Genomic DNA, 18,464 nt, shown 5'->3' on the forward strand with positions numbered 1-18,464 from the left:
AGCCCAAGCCCTTCGTCTGGAGCAAGAGTGCTGACGACATCCTCACCCGCGAGCGCCGCGCACTCGATGCCCTCGACCAAATCAGGGGAAATCGGTAGCAAATGTCTGACTCGGAACACTAGGGCTGTTGTATGGCTATGACATCGGTACCAAATTTTGCGGTCTTGTATCCAAAACCTTGGCGACCATGTCGGCGCACTCTGGCCGATTTGTCAGATCCAAAAGCATAGCGTTTTCATCTTGATTTGCCGCGCGCGATTCCCTGATTTGGATATGTCTGGTTGTTTCGGCCCTTGGGAGTGCGCTTCCAATAGGCCTCAGCAAGTCTCCAAGACTTCGCGATCCGTCTCATGTTGCCTGCGATGAACGGGAATATCCGGCCCAGGGATGGACCAGTGGCGCAAAAGCACAGGCGGTGTCTTGCCAGAATTGTCTGGCTCCGGCCACGTACGAGGCTGCGTCGCCTTCGTTCGGTGGGCTTGTTCGAACCCAGGATGCAAACGCGCTCGGTGCGTGCAGTGCGAAACCGGCCAGGCGAGCATCCGGATGATGTGAACCCTGCCGGAAACGTCGCTGGGTGCAGAGTCTGCGGGTTACTCTCCGCGGATGACAAGATGTGCCAGGGCCACCACGAGATCGGTCCTCGTGACGATGCCGACGATGCGGCCGCGCTCCAGCACCGGCACGGCATCCACGTCCTTGTCCGCCATCATCGGCAACAGTGCCCCGATCGGGGTCTGTGTCGTGGCGCGCGGACCTGCAACGTTCATGATGTCGCCTGCCAGAACAGGCTTATTGCGGCTGCGATCGAGCAACCGGCCGAAGGCCGGCAGGAAATTCCGCTCCAGTCGCAGGGCGTCTTCCCGGGCTCGGCTGATAAGATTGATCTGGAAAATGACGCCAAGATACCTGTCGCCCTTTCCGACGACCGGAAGCGAGGCGAACCGGTATTGCCGGAACAGGTCCGCAACCTGCGCCAACGGGGTCGCCGGATCGACGGTAACAAGGGTCCTCGACATGATATCCGATGCCGAGAGTTCTCCGGTTCGCTGAGCGGCGACCTGAAGTTCTGCCGCGCTGATCAGCCTTGCCAGATCCTCGACGCCCAGGTTGAACGACTGTCGGTTGCGTTCCAGAAGCCCGGTCAGCGCTTCCTCGGACAGGATTGGCCAACCGGCAGGTTTGCGGTCTTCGCCCCGTGCCGCAGCCGGCGCCTCGAACTGCCGGAAGGGGTAGTGGCGTCCGGTCAGGTGCGCATAGACCGCGGCGATGGCGACGAGGACGATGGTGCCCGCGGCCACCGGCATCAGGGCGAACCAGAAACCCAGATGATCGATGGCGGACGGGCTCATCGCTGCTGTCATGGCGACGGCCCCGGCAGGCGGGTGCACGGCCCGACACAGGATAGTCGCGGCAACGGCCAGCCCGACGGCCATGGCGATCCGGAGCGTCGGTTCGGCAACCAACATGCAGGTGGCGACACCGACGAGCGCGGCCACGGTATTGCCGACGATTGCCGACCAGGGTTGGGCCAACGGGCTGTTCGGAACCGCGAAGATCAGGACCGATGTCGCTCCGAACGGGGCAATGAGGTAGAGTCCAAGGTCCAGATCGGCATTCGGCGACAGCAGGAACAACCCGGCGACGCCCAGGCCGACAAGGGCACCGGCGCCGGCGCGGAGTGCCTCGCGCGGTGACGCATGCGCTATGGCGGGCCCCAACGATCTGAAGAAGTTCATGTGCCCGCCCCGTTCATTTCTTGCACAATTTTTCACCGCCGCGGATCGAGATCAAGCCTAGGCAGCGGGTCAGGGTGCACGAATGTCTTCTGGATCTTCCGAACCTCGACATCAAGAATTGGATTTCCTAGCCGCCGGCGGTCGACGCTGCGGCCCCCTTGGCCTTTGTCCGTTCCGCCAGCCCGATCAGGCTTCCGACGATGTTCAACCTGCCGTTCTGATGCGCCCTGGCCATGCCGCGGAGATATGCGCCCGGACTGATGATGGCGATATCCGGTTCCGCGACCTTGGCGTCGAGGATAATGAGGCAGATCGTGGCCAGAGCCTCGCCCATCTGAGCAATGGCCTGCTCCAAGGCCCACGGCGAAATCCCGATCTCACGGGCCCGCCAGTGCGCGACTGTCGTGAAGTCGTGGGCTCGCAAGGTGCCGTGACGATCCCGCCGCGCGGCGAGGTAGAACTGCATGTCCTGTGTGCAGAGCCTGAACAGGCTTTCCGGGCTGAGGGCCCCGATGAACGCACCATCGCTCGGTTGGCGGGTTTGATTATCGTTCTCGGTGACCTCGTCGACGACGGGATTACAGCTACAGATCTTATCTTCATTTTTATCTTGTATATGGGACCGCTCGTTTTCGGGTGGTCGGCCGCTCGATTTCCGCAGGATCTCGAGGGTGTCCAGAGCCCGGATACAGGCCTCGTCTGCTTCGTCGACATGGGCCTGGAGGCAGTCGAGCGACATGCGGTGCAGGGCGTCAGCCTTGGGCCATGACATCAGGAGGTCGCGCAGTTCGGCGGCAAAGGTGCCATCCGGCTCGATCCCCTCGATCGCTGTGATGGTGGATTTCAGGCGCCGGAGATGGGCGCTGCGCTGTCCGCGGAGCCAGGCAGCTTCCTTCCGCTCACGCTCCAGTGCCTCCCTCAGAGCGAGGAACTCGCCGACCCGCTCGATCGCCGGGCCGAAAAACACCCCGCAGCCAATATGGCCACAACGGGAGCCGTTGGCACGAGATCGACGCTCGATCAGGCCGGCGCATTCCAGATCGCGCTCATGGGCCCGGATCCGCGAGATGCTCCGGCCGAAGGCTCGCGCCATGTCGCATTGGGCCATGAAGCAGACGGGCTCTGCCTCATGCGAGGTCCAGTCCGAAGGTCGGGTCTTCTCGGCCATCTTGCGGAAGGTCTGGAGCGCGGCGCCACTGATCCCGAGGGCAGGGGCCACGGTTTCGACAAGGGTCAGAAAGGTCCCACGGGTCAGGCCGTGGGGAAGCACTGGGTACAGGAATTGGGCGCGGTCCGGGACCGCGTTCAGGGAACGCATGTTCGCTCAGCTCATCTCTGCTGGACGAGGGTTCCTGACCGGAAGACACGACAACAGGATCCGCGAACCACGGATTAAGGTTGTGCCAGTGCGGGTGGGGTGCTAGGTTACGGAGACCTTCCTAAGTCCCAATTTCAAGTTCCCCACCCTCGTGTGTTCGTCTCCTGGTCGAGACCCTCGCGGGGGTTTTCTTTGTGTGTGGATCAAGAGGCGGTCTGTCTCTTTGGTGGCGCGCGTCCTCCTTTTCTCGATTGCGAGCTCTGAAACGTCTGTTGGGCGGGCAAGGGCTGTTGCTGCGCTGCAGAACACCAGACTTCAGCTGGCGGCTGGGTGAATGCCTGCATCAAAAGCTATCTTTTGATGATCCGAACATGTAGTGAGATGCAAAATATTCACTTGGGGCTGCTTCAGGTGATCTGGCTGATTCGATGGCCTTTGCTCACCACCACATGTCATTTGATTGGCCATGATCACTTCAGATCTCATTCAGTCGATCTCGGCGTCACAGCTGGAGGTTGTCCCGGATACTAGAACAGGAGGTCGCTTTTGCGTCAATCAATCAATCATATATCAATAAATATGTCTTGCATCGAGGCCATGGTCATGCTCAGGTTGAACGACGGACCCGAGGCGACAGTCTTGTCCTGTGAAGGGTCCGACCGTGTTTGAGTCCCTGAGAGACGAGTTGCCCAATGTCATCACGGAACAGCAGATCGACCTGCTCCTCGAGGAGGGCTATGTTCTGTGGGTGGCCTGTCTGGAGACTGCCCAACGCAAGCAGCAATGGGTGGGCGAATGGGCCTTCTACATGCTCTCGGCCGACGGTCAGCGGCGGAAGGTCATTGTCACCACGCGGATGTCTTCAGCCGGGGGTCCGGATCTCCGGATCCAGAAGACCATCGGAGGGGTCATCTCCTTCCTGCACAAGTTCGGCTATTCGGCGGCAACGGTCCCGTTCAACCAAGGTGAGGCCTTTCCACAGCTTCATCGGGGGACACCCGACCCGGAGGCCGCGTCAGCGCCCTGATCGACCGAGCTTTGCCGGCGGCGTCCTGCCCGACGACGGAGCGGATGCAGATGCCGTGCCGCTGTTGCGGTTTCCCGCGCGGCGGCCCCAGGCAGAAGGTTCGGCCGGGACCGCTGCCCGACCTCCCTCGACCCCAGATTTGCGCTCCCCATCGGGTCGAGCGCGTTGGGGCTGTCTTCCATCGACCATCGAAATTCCGGCCCGCGCTGTCGGGATGACCACCGCTGCGGAATAGGCCCCGCGGTTTCCAAGCAACCTCGTATCTGACGGAAGAGAGAACCAACCATGCAATTGAAACAGCTGATGACCGGCAGGCAGCCGGTTCTTCGGTCATGCGCGCAAGCTGCCGCCTCGGGCGCGGTACTGCTCGCGACGGCAGGGGCTGCGGCCGCGGCGGGGACCAATACCGGGGTCCAGCAGGGTTTCTACGATCTGGGGCAGGACCTGAACACGATCCTTTTCGGGGCCGGTGGCTTTGTGATCATGATCGTGTCGATCATCGTGGGCGGCGTGATGCTGGCGGTGACCCAGCGGGTGGGCCCCGCGATCATGGCGCTGGGGACGGCCCTCTTCCTGGGCTACGGCGTCCAGACGGTGACCAATCTCGGTGGCGTGACCGCCTCGACGGCGCTGCTGGCTGCGGCCGATCCGGACACCCTGGGCCTGGCCACGGTCGAATAGGTCCGACCTATCCTCCCCGAACCCGGACCAGCCCGTCGCGCCATGCGCGCGACGGGTGCCCCTCGACACCCGGAAAAATGTCCGAGACCATTGGAGGTGATCATGGTCGACGTGATCAGAGTGGAGCAGCGTCTCCAGGACCCACCGCAGTTCTTCGTGATCCCGGCGGACGAGGCGATTGCCGCGGCCCTGCCGCTGATGGTGGGCCTCATGACGCGGAACCTGATCCCGGGTCTCGCGGCCGGGATGGTGGCTTATATCCTCTGGAAACGTGTGAAGGGGCGGAACGGGCTTCCGGGTCTGGCGGGTCGGATCTACTGGCTGACGCCGCGGATCGCGACGCCGTTCCGGTCCTTCCCCGACAGCGCCGTTGCCGAATGGAGAGCGTAGTGGACGTGCAGCGGCTGAGTTCGGCGGCCAGGGCGATGCGCCGTGCGCTGGTGCTGCTGGTCATCGTGGTCCTCGTGATGATCGCCTCGAACCTCTTCCTCGCCACGAAGCTTGTCAGCCAGTCGAACCAGGTGGTGCTGGTGCCGACGATGGTCCGGGACGGGATGGTGGCCCGCGGCACGGTTGACAAGGGCTATGTCGAGGCCCTGGCGCTCGACGCGGTCTATGCGATGTACAATGCCGCCCCCGGCAGTCTCGATTACGGGCGCCAGACGATCGAGCGGCTGAGCAGCCCGGCGGACCGGGCGCGGATCCTCGCGCGCTATGACGAGATCGCCGAGGACATGCGGGAACGCGATATTTCGACGGTCTTCTATCCAAGGCGGATCGAGCACAATTTCCGGGCCTACGAGATCGTCGTGTCGGGGGAACTGGTGACGTTCCTCGAGACCACGCAGGTGGCCCGCGAGGCCAAGCGCATCCTTCTCGAATTCCGACCGCAAGCGGGTTCGATCCGGCTCGTGAGCATCGGCGCGCTGGTGGAGGCCGCGAATGGCTGAGCGACTTCTGGTGAAGCGAAGCGCGGCACCCTGTCGGCGACCTGACCAGGGCTGCGGTCCTGGCGGTGCTCCTTCTCTGTACCTGGGCAGGCGGCGCCCTGGCCCAGACAATGGCGGTGCGTGAGGACGGTCTGGCGCGGTTCAACGTCTCGACGACCGGCGTCACGCGGATCAGCGTGATGGGCCAGCGGATCAAGCAGATCATCAGCGACAGCGACATGACCATGTTCGAGTCCCGCGCCGATGATGTGACGGGGGATCTGTTCCTCAGATATTCCGGCCAGCCCGGCACCCGACCCGAGCCCGAGGGCGGCTATCTCATCACCGAGAAGGGAATGACGATCGCCTATCTCATGCGCCCGATCACGGCCGAGACGCAGACGGTGCTGATCGACATCAAACCAAGCCGGCAGCGCGAGGACGAGGCCGGGGCGGTCGAGGATGAAGGCTTTGTCAGCACCAGCCTCTCGGGTGGTGGCGGGATCGCGGAAGAACTGACCGAGGCCACGCGCGAAACGATCCGGAAGGGGATCCGCACGGCCTTCCCGCAGTCCGGGGCGAACAATGCCCTGATCCGGTCAGTCGCGGTGGGGGATCTGGTGGGCGAAGTGCGGGTCGCGAAGGCCGGCAAGGCCGCGCGGCAGGTGCGCGAGCAGGAGTTCTACCGGGCGGGCGTCCTGTCGGTCTGGGTGCAGGATGCCAGCCTCGCCGCGGGTGAGCGGTGCTGGGTCGTCGTCGTGAGGAAGAAGCCATGAGCAAAACGGCGTCCCGCAAGCGCAAGCAGATGGTCTTCCTGATCCTGGCCGTCGTGGCGGCGCTGGCGCTCTTCCTCGTCATGGGTGTCCTGATGGGACCCGGGCCGAATGGCGGGCTTCCCACTCTAGGCCAGGGCAGCGTCGACGAGACGATCATCAACGACCGGACCTCGGCGGCCTCACCGGAAATGTCCTGGATCACGAGGGGCCAGGCGGAAATCGAGAAACTGAAGAAGGATCTCGAGGAGCAGCAGCGGCTGCAGGAGCAGGCAACGCGGGACTATGAGGCGCGGCTCGAGGATGTGCGGAAGGAATATGACGATGTCCTGGTCCAGCAGGCGCTGCGGATTTCCGAACTGGAGGCGGGACGGGGGGCCACGGGGGCTGCGCGTGGGGGTGAGGGCGTGGCTGGCGGAGCGGATGCGCCGGGCACGGGTGACCGGGTTCCGGCGGCGTTTCGGGGGACGGGGACGGATTTCATCAACCGGGCGCCGGTTGATCGGGGGGTGCGACGGACGTCTGGGAGGATCGACGAGGCGGCGGGCGATTCCGGGATGCCAGCCGGGTCCGGGTGGCAGACCTTGGGGTCGAGTTTCACGCTGGCGACGGTGGAGCGGCCTGAGGCAGAAGCGGGGGAGGACAGGGTCCGGGATCTCGCAAGCTACATTCCCGCGGGAAGCTATGCACCGGCGGTGGTCCTGTCGGGGGCCGATGCCGCGACCAATGTCGGTGGCCGCGAAAACCCCATCCCCGTCCTTCTCAGGATCACGGGCCCTGCGGTCACGGCCGCGAAGGGGCGGGGGCGGCCCGCGAGGGTGGATATCACCGGCTGCACGGTCCAAGGCTCGGCCACGGGCGATCTTTCCGCGGAGCGGGTTCGGGTGCGGCTCATCACCATGACCTGCGTGAACGGGCGGGGCGCGGTCATGGAGACGAAGGTCGCAGGCTACATGACCGGGTCGGGCAAGGAAGGGGTCCGGGGCAAGGTCGTCTCGCGCGAAGGTCCGCTCGTGAAGAACGCGATGGTGGCGGGTCTCGTGGGCGGTCTGGGTTCGGCTTTCGATGCCGCGGCCATGAGCCAGCTTAATCAGGACAATCCGAGCCTTCAGGACAGTCTCAGGGGCGGGGTCGCCGGCACGCTCTCTGGGGGCGTGTCCTCGGCCGCGGATACGCTCGCCGACTACTACATCGCGCGGGCCGAACAGTACCAGCCGGTCGTGTCGCTCTATGGCGGCACGAAGGTGGAAATCGTGTTCATCGAAGGGGTGGAGCTTGGCGGATGAGACAGGCAACGGGACATGTCGGGGGCGCTGCGATGATGCTCCTGGGACTGGCGGGTTGTGCCGCGAATACCGAGAAGGATTTTCTCTGTGCAGCGCAGGAAGGCTCGCCCTGCACCACGATCTCGGCGGTGGACGGGACGGGGGCAGGGGGCGTCATTCCCCTGGCCGAGCGACCCGAGGACACGGCGCTGAAATCCCTTTCCCAGCGCCCGCTCTATTCGGGCAAGGGCGCCCTGGCGGGGATGGCGGACGGGGGGTATCCCTACAATGCCGCGCTCTACCGCAGTCCGGAACTGGTGGGCACGCTCTGGATCGCTCCCATCCTAGATGAGGGCGGGCTTCTGGAAGAGGCGCGCTTTGTCCACTTCGTGATCCGCGAGGGGGCGTGGAAGACGTGACCCGCGATCCGAAACCGCCCAGCCGGAACGACAAGGCCCTTCGGATGGCGGAGATCCGCGAGAGCCGCCGCGAGGCGGGCTTCAGCGAAGTGACGGTCTGGCTTCCGAACGAATATATTCATGAGTTCCGCGACCGGGCCTGGCGGATCATCGACCGTGTTGCCGCCCGGGGCCGTAGCTTCCCGCATCGGACGAAGGGTCCCCGGGCCCGGCGGGGGCGGCGCGAATGAAGATCTTCATGGACGCCTTTCGTGGTCTTTTCGGAGAGCCGGTCTGGACTGAGGCCGAGCCGGACCTTCTTTCGGGGGATTATCTCTCCGATATCCTGCCCTGGCGAGCCCATGACGAGGAAACGGGGCTCTACTATGTTCAGCATGGCGCGGGCTGGATGCTGGAAGTGGGCGGCTCGGTCGGTGATCAGGACCTGGCCGCGAACATCGCCGCGATCCTGGCGGCGAGCCTGCCGGTCGAAGCCACGATCCAGGTGATCAACTGGACGTCGCCGGATTTCCGGGCCGTGAGCGATGCCTGGATGGCGGCGCGCATGGGCCGGTCCGATCTCGTGACCGAACTGGTCCTGCAGCGCCACGCGTTCCTCCAGTCAATGCGCTTCGGCACGCTGGCCGAGGGCGCCCGCGCCATCCCGTTCCGGCGGCGGATCTTCATCGCGGCCTGGATCGAGGGCGACCTCTCGATGGACCAGCAGAAACGTCTGGGCGCGGTCCGGACTGCGATCCGGAACACCTATGCCTCCTCGAGCGGCAGCCAGGACGTGGGCCCCGAGACCTTCCTGACGCTCCTGCGCGAGCTCTTCCACGCTGCGGGCGAGCCGGGCATCGGCGCGGGGATGCGCCGCCATGACCCGAACATTCCGCTGAACTTCCAGCTGCCGGGCGCAAGCCTCCGGGTCGAACGCGAAGGACTGGGATTTTCCGGCAAGCCGCAGATGTCGGCCACGGCGGCCTCGGTCCAGGGTTATCCCGAGGAATGGGCCTTTGGCCTCGGCATGTTCCTTGCGGGCGATCCGACGCGGCTCATGGAGCGCCCGGTCGGGCCTGTCCTGACGAGCCTCACGCTGAAAATGATGGGCCCGGAGCGCGCGGCCTCCATGGTCATGACGAAGCGGACGAAGAACGAGCACGCCGCCAAGACCTCTTACGGCAAGTTCATTCCCCAGTTCGAGCGGATGAAGGCGGAATATGACCAGCTCGATGCCGATCTTCGGGCGGGCGAGCGGCTGTTCACCACGCTCTACACGGTCGTGGCCTATGCCGCAGGCAGTGTGGCGGATGCGGAACTCGCCGCAGGCGAGATGGCCTCGATCTACCGACGGCAGCGGATCCTGCTCTCGAAGGACACGCATCTGCAATTGCCGCTCTTCATGGCGAGCCTGCCCTTCGGCTGCACCAACCGGATGATGGCGGATTTTGGGCGGGCGATGCGGATGAAGCTTCTGAAGACGAAGGCGGCCGCTGCCTTCATGCCGCTCCACGGCGAATGGAGCGGCAACAGTTCCGGGCCAGGCATGTTGCTCGTGGGTCGGCAGGGGCAGGCATTCCAATGGGACAATTACGCCAGCGACGGCAACTACAATGTCGCGGTCGTGGGAAAATCGGGGGCGGGCAAGTCGGTCTTCATGCAGGAGCTCGCGGTGGGGATCTTCGCCGCCGGTGGGCGGGTCCTCGTCATCGACGACGGCTATTCCTTCAAGACCACGGCCGAGATCCTCGAAGGCAAGCATGTGGCCTTCGACGGCCGGACCGTGAACCGGCTGAACCCGTTCTCGCTGCTCGACCCGGAGGCGATGGAGACCGCGGAATACGAGGCCGACGCGGTCGAACTGATCACGCGGGTCATCGCCTCGATGGCGGATCTGGGGGACAACCAGGGCGGCCGGGTCCGGGGGGTCGAGGAAGACTATATCCGGACCGCAATCAAGGCGGTCTGGGCCGAGAAAGGACCCGAGGGCGAGATCGGCGATGTCCGGGATCTCCTCCGAGAGATCGAAGGCAAGGAGCCGCGGCTGCCGGACGTGGTCCGCAAGCTCGACGCCTATTCCCGGGGCGGGATCTATGGCGCCTATTTCGAAGGCCCGGCCAATATCTCGCTCGATGCGCCCTTCTCGGTGGTCGAACTCAGCGACGTGAAGGGCCAGGCGGGGCTCGAGGCCACGATCCTGCAGCTCGTGATGTTTCTTGGCACCGAGCTCATGTTCAAGACCGACCGCGCCACCCCGGTCGCGATCGTCATCGACGAGGCCTGGGATCTCCTGAAGGGCGAGGGCACGGCCGCCTTCATCGAGGGCGTCGTCCGCCGGGCGCGCAAATATACCGGGGCGCTCATCACCGGGACGCAATCTATGGCGGATTATCAGGCCAATCCGGCGGCCAAGGTCTGTCTCGAGAACTCGGACTACCGGGTCTTCCTGGCCCAGAAGGCCGAAAGCATCGATGCGCTGGAGAGCGTGGATCCGGCCGCCAAGGTGCTTCTGAAGAGCATCCAGGCGGTGCCGGGCCGGTTCTCGGAAATGGCGATCCAGACGACGGACGGCTTCGTCTATGGCCGGCTGCTTCTCGACCCGTTCTCGCTGGCGGTCTTTTCATCGAAAGGGGCCACGGTCCAGAAGATCGCCCGCCTGCGCGATCAGGGACTGTCGGTGGTCGAGGCCATCAAGACGCTCATTGAGCAGGGCGAGGTTCGGTGATGGATCTTCGAACTGCCACCCGTGCAATCTGCCTGCTGATCGGAGTGCAGGTCCTGGCCCTCGCGGTCTGGTGGGGTGTCGGGCGCGGGCCCGAGGCAGCGCAGATCGGGACATTCGATGCCGATGCGGGCCTGCTGACCTTCGTGCTCTGGAGCGAGGCCCGGGCCGATGACGACCAGTTCGCGTCAATGACGGAGGGTCTCGAGGCGAGGGTCACCTCGGCCATCCGTGCCTACAGCGCCGAGACCGGGACCGTCGTCGTGAAACTTGGCGCGGTCCTCTCCGCGCCGGCGGGGCGGGCGGTGGATGTCACAGAAGAAATCATGCGGAGGGTGCTCGATGACAGCCGGAGCTAAGGTGGCCCTGGTCGCCGCAACCCTGATTTTCGTGATCCCGGTCTATTACACGCTGGCCTTCGGTCGGCTCATGATGAACGCGACCGAAAGCATGGAGGCCCATGCCTTCGCGCTATTCACCTGGCCCCGCATCCTGAGCCCGGGGCTGGTGGCCGCCGTGAAGATGCCGCCCGTGCTGGCGAGGCAGTTCCCGGGGCAGAACCTCTATCTCGCGAAGCGCATCGTGGGGGTCCCGGGCGATGCGATTGCCCATGTCGAGGGCAGGATCTGCCTCAGGGGCCAGTGCTTTGCGCCTTTCGTGGAAGAGGGCCATGCCGTGGCAGCGCTCTGGTCGGCGACGAGGGTGCCCGAGGGGCAGATCGCGATCTTCGGGGAGAGTGCCGACAGTCTCGACAGTCGTTACGAGATCATCGGTGGAATCCCGGTCGAGGATGTCATCGCGGTCGGATTCCCGATCCCGTTTCCGCATTGGTCCGAACTGAAGGCCTGGCTCGAATGAGGGTCGTTCCTTTCCTCTGTCTGGTGCTCTCCCCACCCGCGCTGGTCTCGGCGAAGGACCTGGGCACGCACGGACCTCTTTTCGAGATCGCGGAGACCTCACTTCTGGATGCCATCCAGGTACGGCTGGCAGAGAAGGAGGCGGCGGGCGACGTCGACGAGCTTCGCGACGAGATGCAGCGAAACGCCCGGGCCTATGTCGACCGACCGCGGCCGGTCGCGGGCTTGGGCAGGGCGGTGGAGCGGCAGAGCTGGACTGTCGATCTCTCGATCACGCTCGAGACGGATCTGGCCGATCATCGCGGTCAGGTCTTCGCGCGCGCCGGGACACGCGTGAACCCACTCGACCATTCCCGGTTCCGGAAACGGATCGTGCTCTTCGATGGCGATGATCCCGCACAGGTGGACTTCGCGCTCCGCGAGGGCAATGAGCTCGACACGCTCCTGGTCCTGGTCAACGGCAATCCGCTGGAGCTGATGCGGCAGGAGGGGCGGCGGTTCTATTTCGACCAGAATGCGGTCCTGGCCGAGCGTTTCGGGATCCTGAACGTCCCGGCCGTCGTGACCCGTGAAGACCCGGTCATGCGGGTCGAGGAAGTTCCCGTCGGGGAGGACGAGTGATGGGCCTCGTTCACTGGATTGCGGTAGCAATTGGTCTGTCCGGCAGTGGCGGGGCGCCAGTACATCAGGAAGCGGGGCCACAGGGCGTCGAGATCCGTGCCGCCGACATTCGGGTGATCGATGGCGACACGATCGCCCATAGTGGCACCCGGATCCGGCTTCTGGGCTTCGATGCGCCCGAGACCCACGCGCTGTCCTGTGCATACGAACACCGGCTGGGCCGGGCCGCGACCCGGCGGCTCGAGGCGCTTGTCACGGGCGGCCATCCCTTGCACCTCGCTGTGTCGGGCCGGCAGGACCGGTACGGACGGGAGCTGGGCCACCTCTACGTTGGAGATCAGGACGTCGGGACCTTTCTGATCCTCGAAGGCCTGGCCCGTCCCTATCGTGGTGGCCGGCGCGGGCCCTGGTGCCGGGCCGACCGGGGGGCGGTTGAATGACGGTCCGTCCGATCCTTCTGGCCCTGGCCTTCGTCGTCCTGGCACAGCCGGCATCGGCCATCTGCAACGCCAAGTTCCTGAACCCGATCACCGAGATCTGCTGGGACTGCATCTTTCCGATCTCGATCGGAGGCATCAGCCTCGGCGGTAATGGTCGGCCCGATACGGCAAACCCGGGCTCGCCCCTCTGTCTCTGCCCGGGCCTGCCGCCCCGGATCGGGCTCTCGATCGGGCTCTGGGAACCCTCGCGCCTCGTCGATGTGGCGAATGAGGCCGGCTGTTTCGTGAATATGGGGTTCGATGTGGATTTCGGGCTCCTCGCGCTCGGCAAGTCCACCGTTACCGAAGAGGCCGGCGGCAATACCGGCTCGAGCTGGCAGGCGCATTACTACTTCTACCCGCTGATCTCCTGGCTCGAGATCGTGGTCGAAGGGCTCTGCCTGCAGAACGAACAATTCGACGTGGCCTATATATCCGAGATCGATCCGCTCTGGAACGATGCGGAGTTGAACAATCTCATCAATCCCGAAGCGGTGCTCTTTGCCAACCCGGTCGCGCAGGCGGCCTGTGCCGCCGATTGCGTGGCAGCCTCCTCGGGCGGTTTGGCGCTCGACCCGCTCTTCTGGTGCGCGGGCTGCGCGGGGCCGATCTATCCGATCCAGGGTGATGTCGCGGCCCATACCGGCGGCATCATGGGCAGCCAGGCCGTGGCCACCAAGATGGTGGCCCGCATGCACCGCCTGCTTCTGGCGCGCAGTACCTCCGGAGAGGGCGCGCTCTGCCAGCCGCAATCGGCGCCGATCATCAAGAAGAGCCAGTACCGGATGCAGGTCACCCGGCCCGTGGCCAAGACCTCGGGCCGCTATGGCTGCGGGCCGACCGGCTTCTCGACCCAGTATATCGACCGGCTCAGGGAATTTCCCTTCAAGGGCGAAAGCTTCGGCTGGCACATCTGGAGGAAACGCAATTGCTGCGCGCTCTGATCCTCTGCGCCGGGCTTGCCAGTCTCGCCGCCCCGCTTCAGGCCGAGCCACCGGAACGACCGGCCCCGCGCTTTGCGCCGGGTGCCCTGGGAGATCTGGGCGTGCCGGTCGACCGGATGATGGAGGAGGCAGCGAAGGACGCCGAACGCCTCCGGTCACGGCTCAAGCCCCAGGCCCCCGCGGACGGAGCTTTCGAGGCTTTCGACTTCAAGGCCGCCCGAGACCGCGCGCTGAAGAACCCCCGTGTCCGGGCGCTTCTCGGAGCCGATCCACAGGAGATGGCACCAGTCGCAGAGGCCGGCGATGCGGACCGCTATGGCGATGCGCGGGTCTTCCTCTTTGCCTCCTTCTCGATGCCCGACACGGCGCTGAGGGACATGATGGAAGAGGCGAGCCTGCGCGGTGTCCCGATCCTCTTCCGGGGCTTCGTCGGGAACTCCGTTTTTGACACCCGCGCGGCGCTTGAGCGGGTCTTCGGGGAGGCCGCCCAGAGCCCCGGCTTCCTGATCGACCCGACCTTCTTTGCCCGTTTCGATGTCGATGTCGTCCCTCAGGTCATCGCGGTCGCGGGGCCCCTTGAGGTCTGCGAGACCTCGGGCTGCGAGGGCGATCCAGCACCACCTCATGACCGGGTGAAGGGGAATGTGCCGCTGGATTTCGCCCTGCAGCTCATTGCCCGCGAGGGCGATGTGGCGGCCGGCATCGCCCGACCCATGCTGGAGGAGTGAGAGATGCGGGGCACCGATATCCTCGCCGTTCTGGCCTTCTGTCTCCCGGCTGCAGGCGGCACGGTGGTCGCCGACACGGCCCGGGTCGACCAGGCACTCTCCGGTGTCGGGGGACTGGAGGGCCAGATCTTCACCCCGGAGACCATGAAGGAAGTCGTGGTCCCCTATCGCGAGAACCCGGCCGAGCGGGATCTGAAACCCGAGCGGTTCGAGGAGGAGATCGAGGAGATCCGGCAGGGGGACACGTCCACGGGCCGGATGTTGCGGGCGACCGAGGACAGCGTTGCCTCGCGCCCCGTGATCGAGATCGACGGGCAGGGCCCGCTCTTCGACGATGCCAATGCGGCGCATGAGAATGCCGGGAAAATCTTCGGCCACATCTTCCAGTCCCAGGATCCCACCTGCACGCCTGTCGGACTGCCCGTGAGCCGGATCATAGACCAGTTTTGCGAGACAAGCCCCAGGCGGAAGACGAAAACCTGCGATCTGATCCGGAAGATCTGGGTCGACCGAACCGACACCTATCGCTGCGACAGGCGCGCGAAGGACTACATCAAGGTTTGCAATCGCAGGACCTCCTACAGTTGTCACCAGAGGAAGCCCTTCGCCACCTGCCTGAAAAACAACATCCGGGTCGGCAATGCGAAAGAAAGCTGGGATGGGACCACGCTTGTCATCGATGTCCCTCCTCTCCCTGCAAGCTCCGCAGAGCGGTCAGGCTATCTGCGCAAGACCAATGTCACGATTGCCCTTTCCGATCACGTCCGCCTGAGCGAGGCGCGGCTTTCCCGCGTCGAGGCCAATGGCGCCATCCAGGTGATTGCCGAGGGCACGATCCTGGGGACCTGGGGTGGTACGGCAAAGGGCAGTTTCGGTGGGGCAGGGGCCTGGTGTCCGACCTCGGACACATCGGCAAAGCTGGTGGCAGCGACTGTCGAGAACTCATGCAACATCGTCGGGAAACCATGGCGCACGGCAATGGCGGTGCTCTCGAACGGAGACCTCTCGGCCGAGAGCAATTTTACGCAAGCGACCGGATCGTCGCCGGACTGGGAGATCGGCGACGGACCGTCGCCCTACGAGATGATCGAAGCCGAAGGCCGATGGGAAACCAGCGGCGGCGACGAAGCCTCGGAGCCCGTGTTCCGCTGTCGCCCGCACTCGCCCAATCCCCACGCGAGCTGCCATCTGTTCTCGGATGTCACCGACAGTGGCTATGCCGGCCGCAATGTCCTGCGGTTCCTGTCCTTGACCCAGGTGCCGAGCCTCAATCCCGAAGAGGCCAAGACCTGGGCCGAAACCCCGCTGCAGATCCGGGTCGCCTATGACAATGCAACCTCGGGCGCGAGCAGCAGGCTTCGGATCGATCTGCAGGGGGAATGCTGCGACAGTTTCGATCGCGAGGACAGGGAGGAATGCAAATGATCCCTCGCGTTCTCGGTATCCTCTTCGCGGCCCTTCTGTTCGCGGGTTCCGCAAGCGCAGAAGAAACCTGTGAGCGGCCCCGATACGATTGCCAGAGCCGGTCCAATGCAACCGTCGCCGGGTTTTCGCTGGTGGGCTATTGCTCGAAATCGGTCGGCAGTCAGGCCTGCTCCGACAGCGATCCCCTGAACGAATGCAAGGCGGTCGCCGCCAGCGTGAACTGCACCCAAGTCTCGAGCGACTGCGTGGATTATCGCAACGGCGCCTGCCGGCAGCGGCGGAAGGTTTTCGACTGCCTGAACGAGGATGCCGACATGGCGCCCGCGATGCTCGAAAAGACCGAGTTCGGCCCCGTCGAAGAGGAGATCCGGAACCGTTGCGAGACCTATGAGGTGGACGAGGCCTGCGACCTCGATCGGACCGAGACGGTACAGGGCGCGGCCACCCGCGAGATCAATCGCAAGGACTTCGCCCGGGCCTGGTGGCGAAAGCGACGGTCATATGAATGCATCGTGCCGGGCGAAGGCGACAATGATTGCGGCCCCCTCGAGAGTGACCCGCTCTGCCACAGGGTGGGCGACACCTGTCTTGTGGCCGACGAGAACGGCATCTGTTCGAACCGTGAATACCACTACAAATGCGGTGAAGACCAACGCGTGCTCGAAACCTCCTGCGAGCCGATCAATGTCTGCGTTGGTGATCTCTGCCTCGGCGCGGAGCAGGAGCCGAGTGAGGATTTCGGAGACGCGGCCGCCTGGCTGAACCTCCTTGCGGAAATGCAGGCAGACGCCCGTGCTTCGGGTCAGACGGACGCCAATGCGATCCGCTTTTTCCAGGGCGAGCGTCACACCTGCAGCAAGGTGCCCGGGCGGGATTGCTGCGATCTGAGCGGCGTCCTGACGGGTGTCCAGCAATGCCCTGAAGAGGCCGAGATCCTTGCCGATGAGCGGGCCACCGGGCGCACGCATTATGTGGGCGATGATTGCGAGCTCAGGTTCCTCGGCGCCTGCATTCGCCGCCGCTATGTCTATTGCGCCTTCAAGAGCAAGCTCGGCCGGGTCTTCGTCGAGGAGATCAAGGCCTTCAAGGGCGAGGCCTGGGGTTGGCCCGACAACCCTGACTGCGGCTATGTCACGGTCGAGGATTTCGCCAATATCGACGTCGGCGATCTCGATCTTTCCGAAGTCTTCGGCGACATGCTGGCCGGTGCGAAGCTGCCGGTCCAGGAAGGGATCGAGGCCTTCTATGCCAACCGCTTCCCCGGGGCGCCGAAGACGGCCCAGGATCTTCTGACCGGAGACAGGCAGTGAGGCGCCGGGTTCTTCTCCTGGGCCTCGGTGCTGCTTCCGCGAGAGCCTTTCTACCTGGTCCCGTGCGGGCATCCGAGCTGCGCCATGTCGGGTTCATCTTCGTCGGTGCCAGCTGGTGCGGGATCTGCAAGCGCGCGGCCCCGGTCCTGGCCGCCATGACCGAGCCCGCGGGCCTGCCCGTGCTTGTCGTCTCGGAAGACGGACGTCCGATCCCGCCTTTCCCGACGGCCATCCTGCCCGAAGGGCATCCACTGGCCGCAGGGGTTCACCAATATCCCACGACCTTCATCTACGCGCCCTGGGCAGACCGCGTCGTGGACGAGGTGGTGGGCTACCGGAACGCCCGCGCCTATGCCGAACGCGTGGCCCGCGCGGTGGGCCGAGCCAGAGGCAGCCCATGACCCGGATCTGGATCACTGCAATGGCTCTGGTCTCGATCGGTGTGCCGGGTGCGAGCGCAACCGGGCTTGTTTGCAATGGCGACCATATCAAGGGTTGGCATTTCTACTGCGAACCCGTGCCGGAGACGGCACCGGAAGTGCATCGACCGCCGCCGCCGGAGACGCCGACCGAAGCGCAGGCCCCGCCAGTCCCGCCCACGGCCACCGAACGGATGATGGCGCTTCGGAAAGAGGCCGACGAGCTTAAGCATCTGGCGATCCTCGAACCCACGCCAGCGCATATCGAGGCCTATATGCGCATGAATGCCCGGATGGCTCAGATGGCCGCGACCTTTGCCGGTGGCTGGCAGCGGGTCCTCTACGAAAACCCCTCGCTCGACGCCAATGTCAGCCGCCCCCTGACCCAGATGGGCCAGGCGATCTTCCAGGATCAGAAGAATGTCCGCGAGAGGCTGGCGCTGAAGGCCGCCGCCACCGATGCAGGCTTTCTCTTCGTCTTTGAGGATCCGCTGGCCTGTCGGCTCTGCCTCGCCCAGGCACAGGTTCTGATCGCTATGGAGGCCACCTACGGGATCGAGGTCCTGGCCGTCTCCGCCGATGGCGCTGCCATCGAGGGGTTTCCGGATTTCGTGGTCGATGACGGGCGGCTCGAGGAGCTGGGGCTCGCCGAGCTTCCCCGTCCCTTGGTGGCCTTGGTCGAGCCTGCCACCGGCGCGGTGCAGCTCCTGGGCGGCGGGCTTCTGACCGAGGACCTGATCCTGAGCCGCGTCTACGCCGTCCGCGAAACCGCCTTCGGAGAGCAATACCAATGACCGGATCGAGACATCTTCGCGGGGCCGCCGCCGCA

The 18,464-nt window shown here is 64.8% G+C and carries 21 protein-coding genes; 19 read left to right on the forward strand and 2 right to left on the reverse strand.

Annotated features, from left to right (window positions below):
• Positions 1 to 593: 593 nt before the first annotated feature.
• Both FQK05_RS25175 and repC read right to left on the reverse strand, forming a co-directional pair.
• Positions 594 to 1,739 (reverse strand): HPP family protein, encoded by a 1,146-nt coding sequence (locus FQK05_RS25175; protein ID WP_158972235.1) that lies wholly within the window; start codon positions 1,737 to 1,739, stop codon positions 594 to 596.
• 127 nt (positions 1,740 to 1,866) lie between these two features.
• Positions 1,867 to 3,057, reverse strand: a complete 1,191-nt coding sequence (repC, locus tag FQK05_RS25180) for a replication initiation protein RepC (protein WP_158972237.1) — start codon at positions 3,055 to 3,057, stop codon at positions 1,867 to 1,869.
• A gap of 661 nt (positions 3,058 to 3,718) precedes the next feature.
• On the opposite strand from repC, the gene FQK05_RS25185 reads away from it, so the two are divergent.
• From FQK05_RS25185 to FQK05_RS25275, 19 genes are all read left to right on the forward strand, one after another.
• Positions 3,719 to 4,084: a hypothetical protein gene (locus FQK05_RS25185; protein ID WP_158972239.1), complete on the forward strand. Its 366-nt coding sequence runs from the start codon at positions 3,719 to 3,721 to the stop codon at positions 4,082 to 4,084.
• A gap of 285 nt (positions 4,085 to 4,369) precedes the next feature.
• Positions 4,370 to 4,765, forward strand: coding sequence for a hypothetical protein (locus FQK05_RS25190; protein ID WP_158972241.1), 396 nt, complete (start codon positions 4,370 to 4,372; stop codon positions 4,763 to 4,765).
• A 102-nt stretch (positions 4,766 to 4,867) separates the two neighbouring features.
• Positions 4,868 to 5,155 carry a type IV conjugative transfer system protein TraL gene (traL, locus tag FQK05_RS25195; protein WP_158972243.1) on the forward strand — a complete coding sequence of 96 codons (288 nt, stop codon included), beginning with the start codon at positions 4,868 to 4,870 and terminating at the stop codon, positions 5,153 to 5,155.
• On the forward strand, positions 5,155 to 5,715 hold the full coding sequence (locus FQK05_RS25200) for a type IV conjugative transfer system protein TraE (RefSeq protein WP_233270680.1): 561 nt from the start codon (positions 5,155 to 5,157) through the stop codon (positions 5,713 to 5,715). The genes traL and FQK05_RS25200 overlap by 1 nt, the downstream gene beginning before the upstream one ends.
• A 116-nt stretch (positions 5,716 to 5,831) precedes the next feature.
• Positions 5,832 to 6,470: a TraK domain-containing protein gene (locus FQK05_RS25205; RefSeq protein ID WP_233270681.1), complete on the forward strand. Its 639-nt coding sequence runs from the start codon at positions 5,832 to 5,834 to the stop codon at positions 6,468 to 6,470.
• A complete protein-coding gene (locus FQK05_RS25210; RefSeq protein WP_158972249.1) occupies positions 6,467 to 7,753 on the forward strand; it encodes a TrbI/VirB10 family protein in 1,287 nt (428 codons plus the stop codon). Before FQK05_RS25205 ends, FQK05_RS25210 begins: the two co-directional genes overlap by 4 nt.
• On the forward strand, positions 7,750 to 8,151 hold the full coding sequence (locus FQK05_RS25215; RefSeq protein ID WP_158972251.1) for a TraV family lipoprotein: 402 nt from the start codon (positions 7,750 to 7,752) through the stop codon (positions 8,149 to 8,151). Before FQK05_RS25210 ends, FQK05_RS25215 begins: the two co-directional genes overlap by 4 nt.
• Positions 8,139 to 8,381, forward strand: a complete 243-nt coding sequence (locus FQK05_RS25220; protein ID WP_158972253.1) for a hypothetical protein — start codon at positions 8,139 to 8,141, stop codon at positions 8,379 to 8,381. Before FQK05_RS25215 ends, FQK05_RS25220 begins: the two co-directional genes overlap by 13 nt.
• Positions 8,378 to 10,855 (forward strand): TraC family protein, encoded by a 2,478-nt coding sequence (locus FQK05_RS25225; protein WP_158972255.1) that lies wholly within the window; start codon positions 8,378 to 8,380, stop codon positions 10,853 to 10,855. The genes FQK05_RS25220 and FQK05_RS25225 overlap by 4 nt, the downstream gene beginning before the upstream one ends.
• The gene (locus FQK05_RS25230) at positions 10,855 to 11,211 is read left to right on the forward strand and encodes a hypothetical protein (RefSeq protein ID WP_158972257.1); all 357 of its coding nucleotides are present in this window, start codon (positions 10,855 to 10,857) and stop codon (positions 11,209 to 11,211) included. The genes FQK05_RS25225 and FQK05_RS25230 overlap by 1 nt, the downstream gene beginning before the upstream one ends.
• Positions 11,195 to 11,710 (forward strand): S26 family signal peptidase, encoded by a 516-nt coding sequence (locus FQK05_RS25235; RefSeq protein ID WP_158972259.1) that lies wholly within the window; start codon positions 11,195 to 11,197, stop codon positions 11,708 to 11,710. The genes FQK05_RS25230 and FQK05_RS25235 overlap by 17 nt, the downstream gene beginning before the upstream one ends.
• Positions 11,707 to 12,330: a type-F conjugative transfer system protein TraW gene (gene traW, locus FQK05_RS25240; protein ID WP_158972261.1), complete on the forward strand. Its 624-nt coding sequence runs from the start codon at positions 11,707 to 11,709 to the stop codon at positions 12,328 to 12,330. The genes FQK05_RS25235 and traW overlap by 4 nt, the downstream gene beginning before the upstream one ends.
• Complete coding sequence (locus tag FQK05_RS25245; protein WP_158972263.1) at positions 12,330 to 12,770, forward strand: thermonuclease family protein; 441 nt, start codon at positions 12,330 to 12,332, stop codon at positions 12,768 to 12,770. The genes traW and FQK05_RS25245 overlap by 1 nt, the downstream gene beginning before the upstream one ends.
• A complete protein-coding gene (gene traU / locus FQK05_RS25250; protein WP_158972265.1) occupies positions 12,767 to 13,753 on the forward strand; it encodes a conjugal transfer pilus assembly protein TraU in 987 nt (328 codons plus the stop codon). The genes FQK05_RS25245 and traU overlap by 4 nt, the downstream gene beginning before the upstream one ends.
• Positions 13,738 to 14,481 (forward strand): type-F conjugative transfer system pilin assembly protein TrbC, encoded by a 744-nt coding sequence (gene trbC, locus FQK05_RS25255; RefSeq protein WP_233270682.1) that lies wholly within the window; start codon positions 13,738 to 13,740, stop codon positions 14,479 to 14,481. The genes traU and trbC overlap by 16 nt, the downstream gene beginning before the upstream one ends.
• 3 nt (positions 14,482 to 14,484) lie before the next feature.
• A complete protein-coding gene (locus FQK05_RS25260) occupies positions 14,485 to 15,906 on the forward strand; it encodes a hypothetical protein (protein WP_158972267.1) in 1,422 nt (473 codons plus the stop codon).
• Positions 15,903 to 17,216, forward strand: a complete 1,314-nt coding sequence (traN, locus tag FQK05_RS25265; protein WP_158972269.1) for a conjugal transfer protein TraN — start codon at positions 15,903 to 15,905, stop codon at positions 17,214 to 17,216. Before FQK05_RS25260 ends, traN begins: the two co-directional genes overlap by 4 nt.
• Positions 17,217 to 17,278: 62 nt before the next feature.
• Complete coding sequence (gene traF, locus FQK05_RS25270; RefSeq protein WP_233270683.1) at positions 17,279 to 17,617, forward strand: conjugal transfer protein TraF; 339 nt, start codon at positions 17,279 to 17,281, stop codon at positions 17,615 to 17,617.
• A complete protein-coding gene (locus FQK05_RS25275) occupies positions 17,614 to 18,429 on the forward strand; it encodes a conjugal transfer protein TraF (protein ID WP_158972273.1) in 816 nt (271 codons plus the stop codon). The genes traF and FQK05_RS25275 overlap by 4 nt, the downstream gene beginning before the upstream one ends.
• The last annotated feature ends 35 nt before the right edge of the window (positions 18,430 to 18,464 follow it).

The sequence above is a fragment of the Chachezhania sediminis genome (genome assembly GCF_009765275.1).
Classification (GTDB): domain Bacteria; phylum Pseudomonadota; class Alphaproteobacteria; order Rhodobacterales; family Rhodobacteraceae; genus Chachezhania; species Chachezhania sediminis.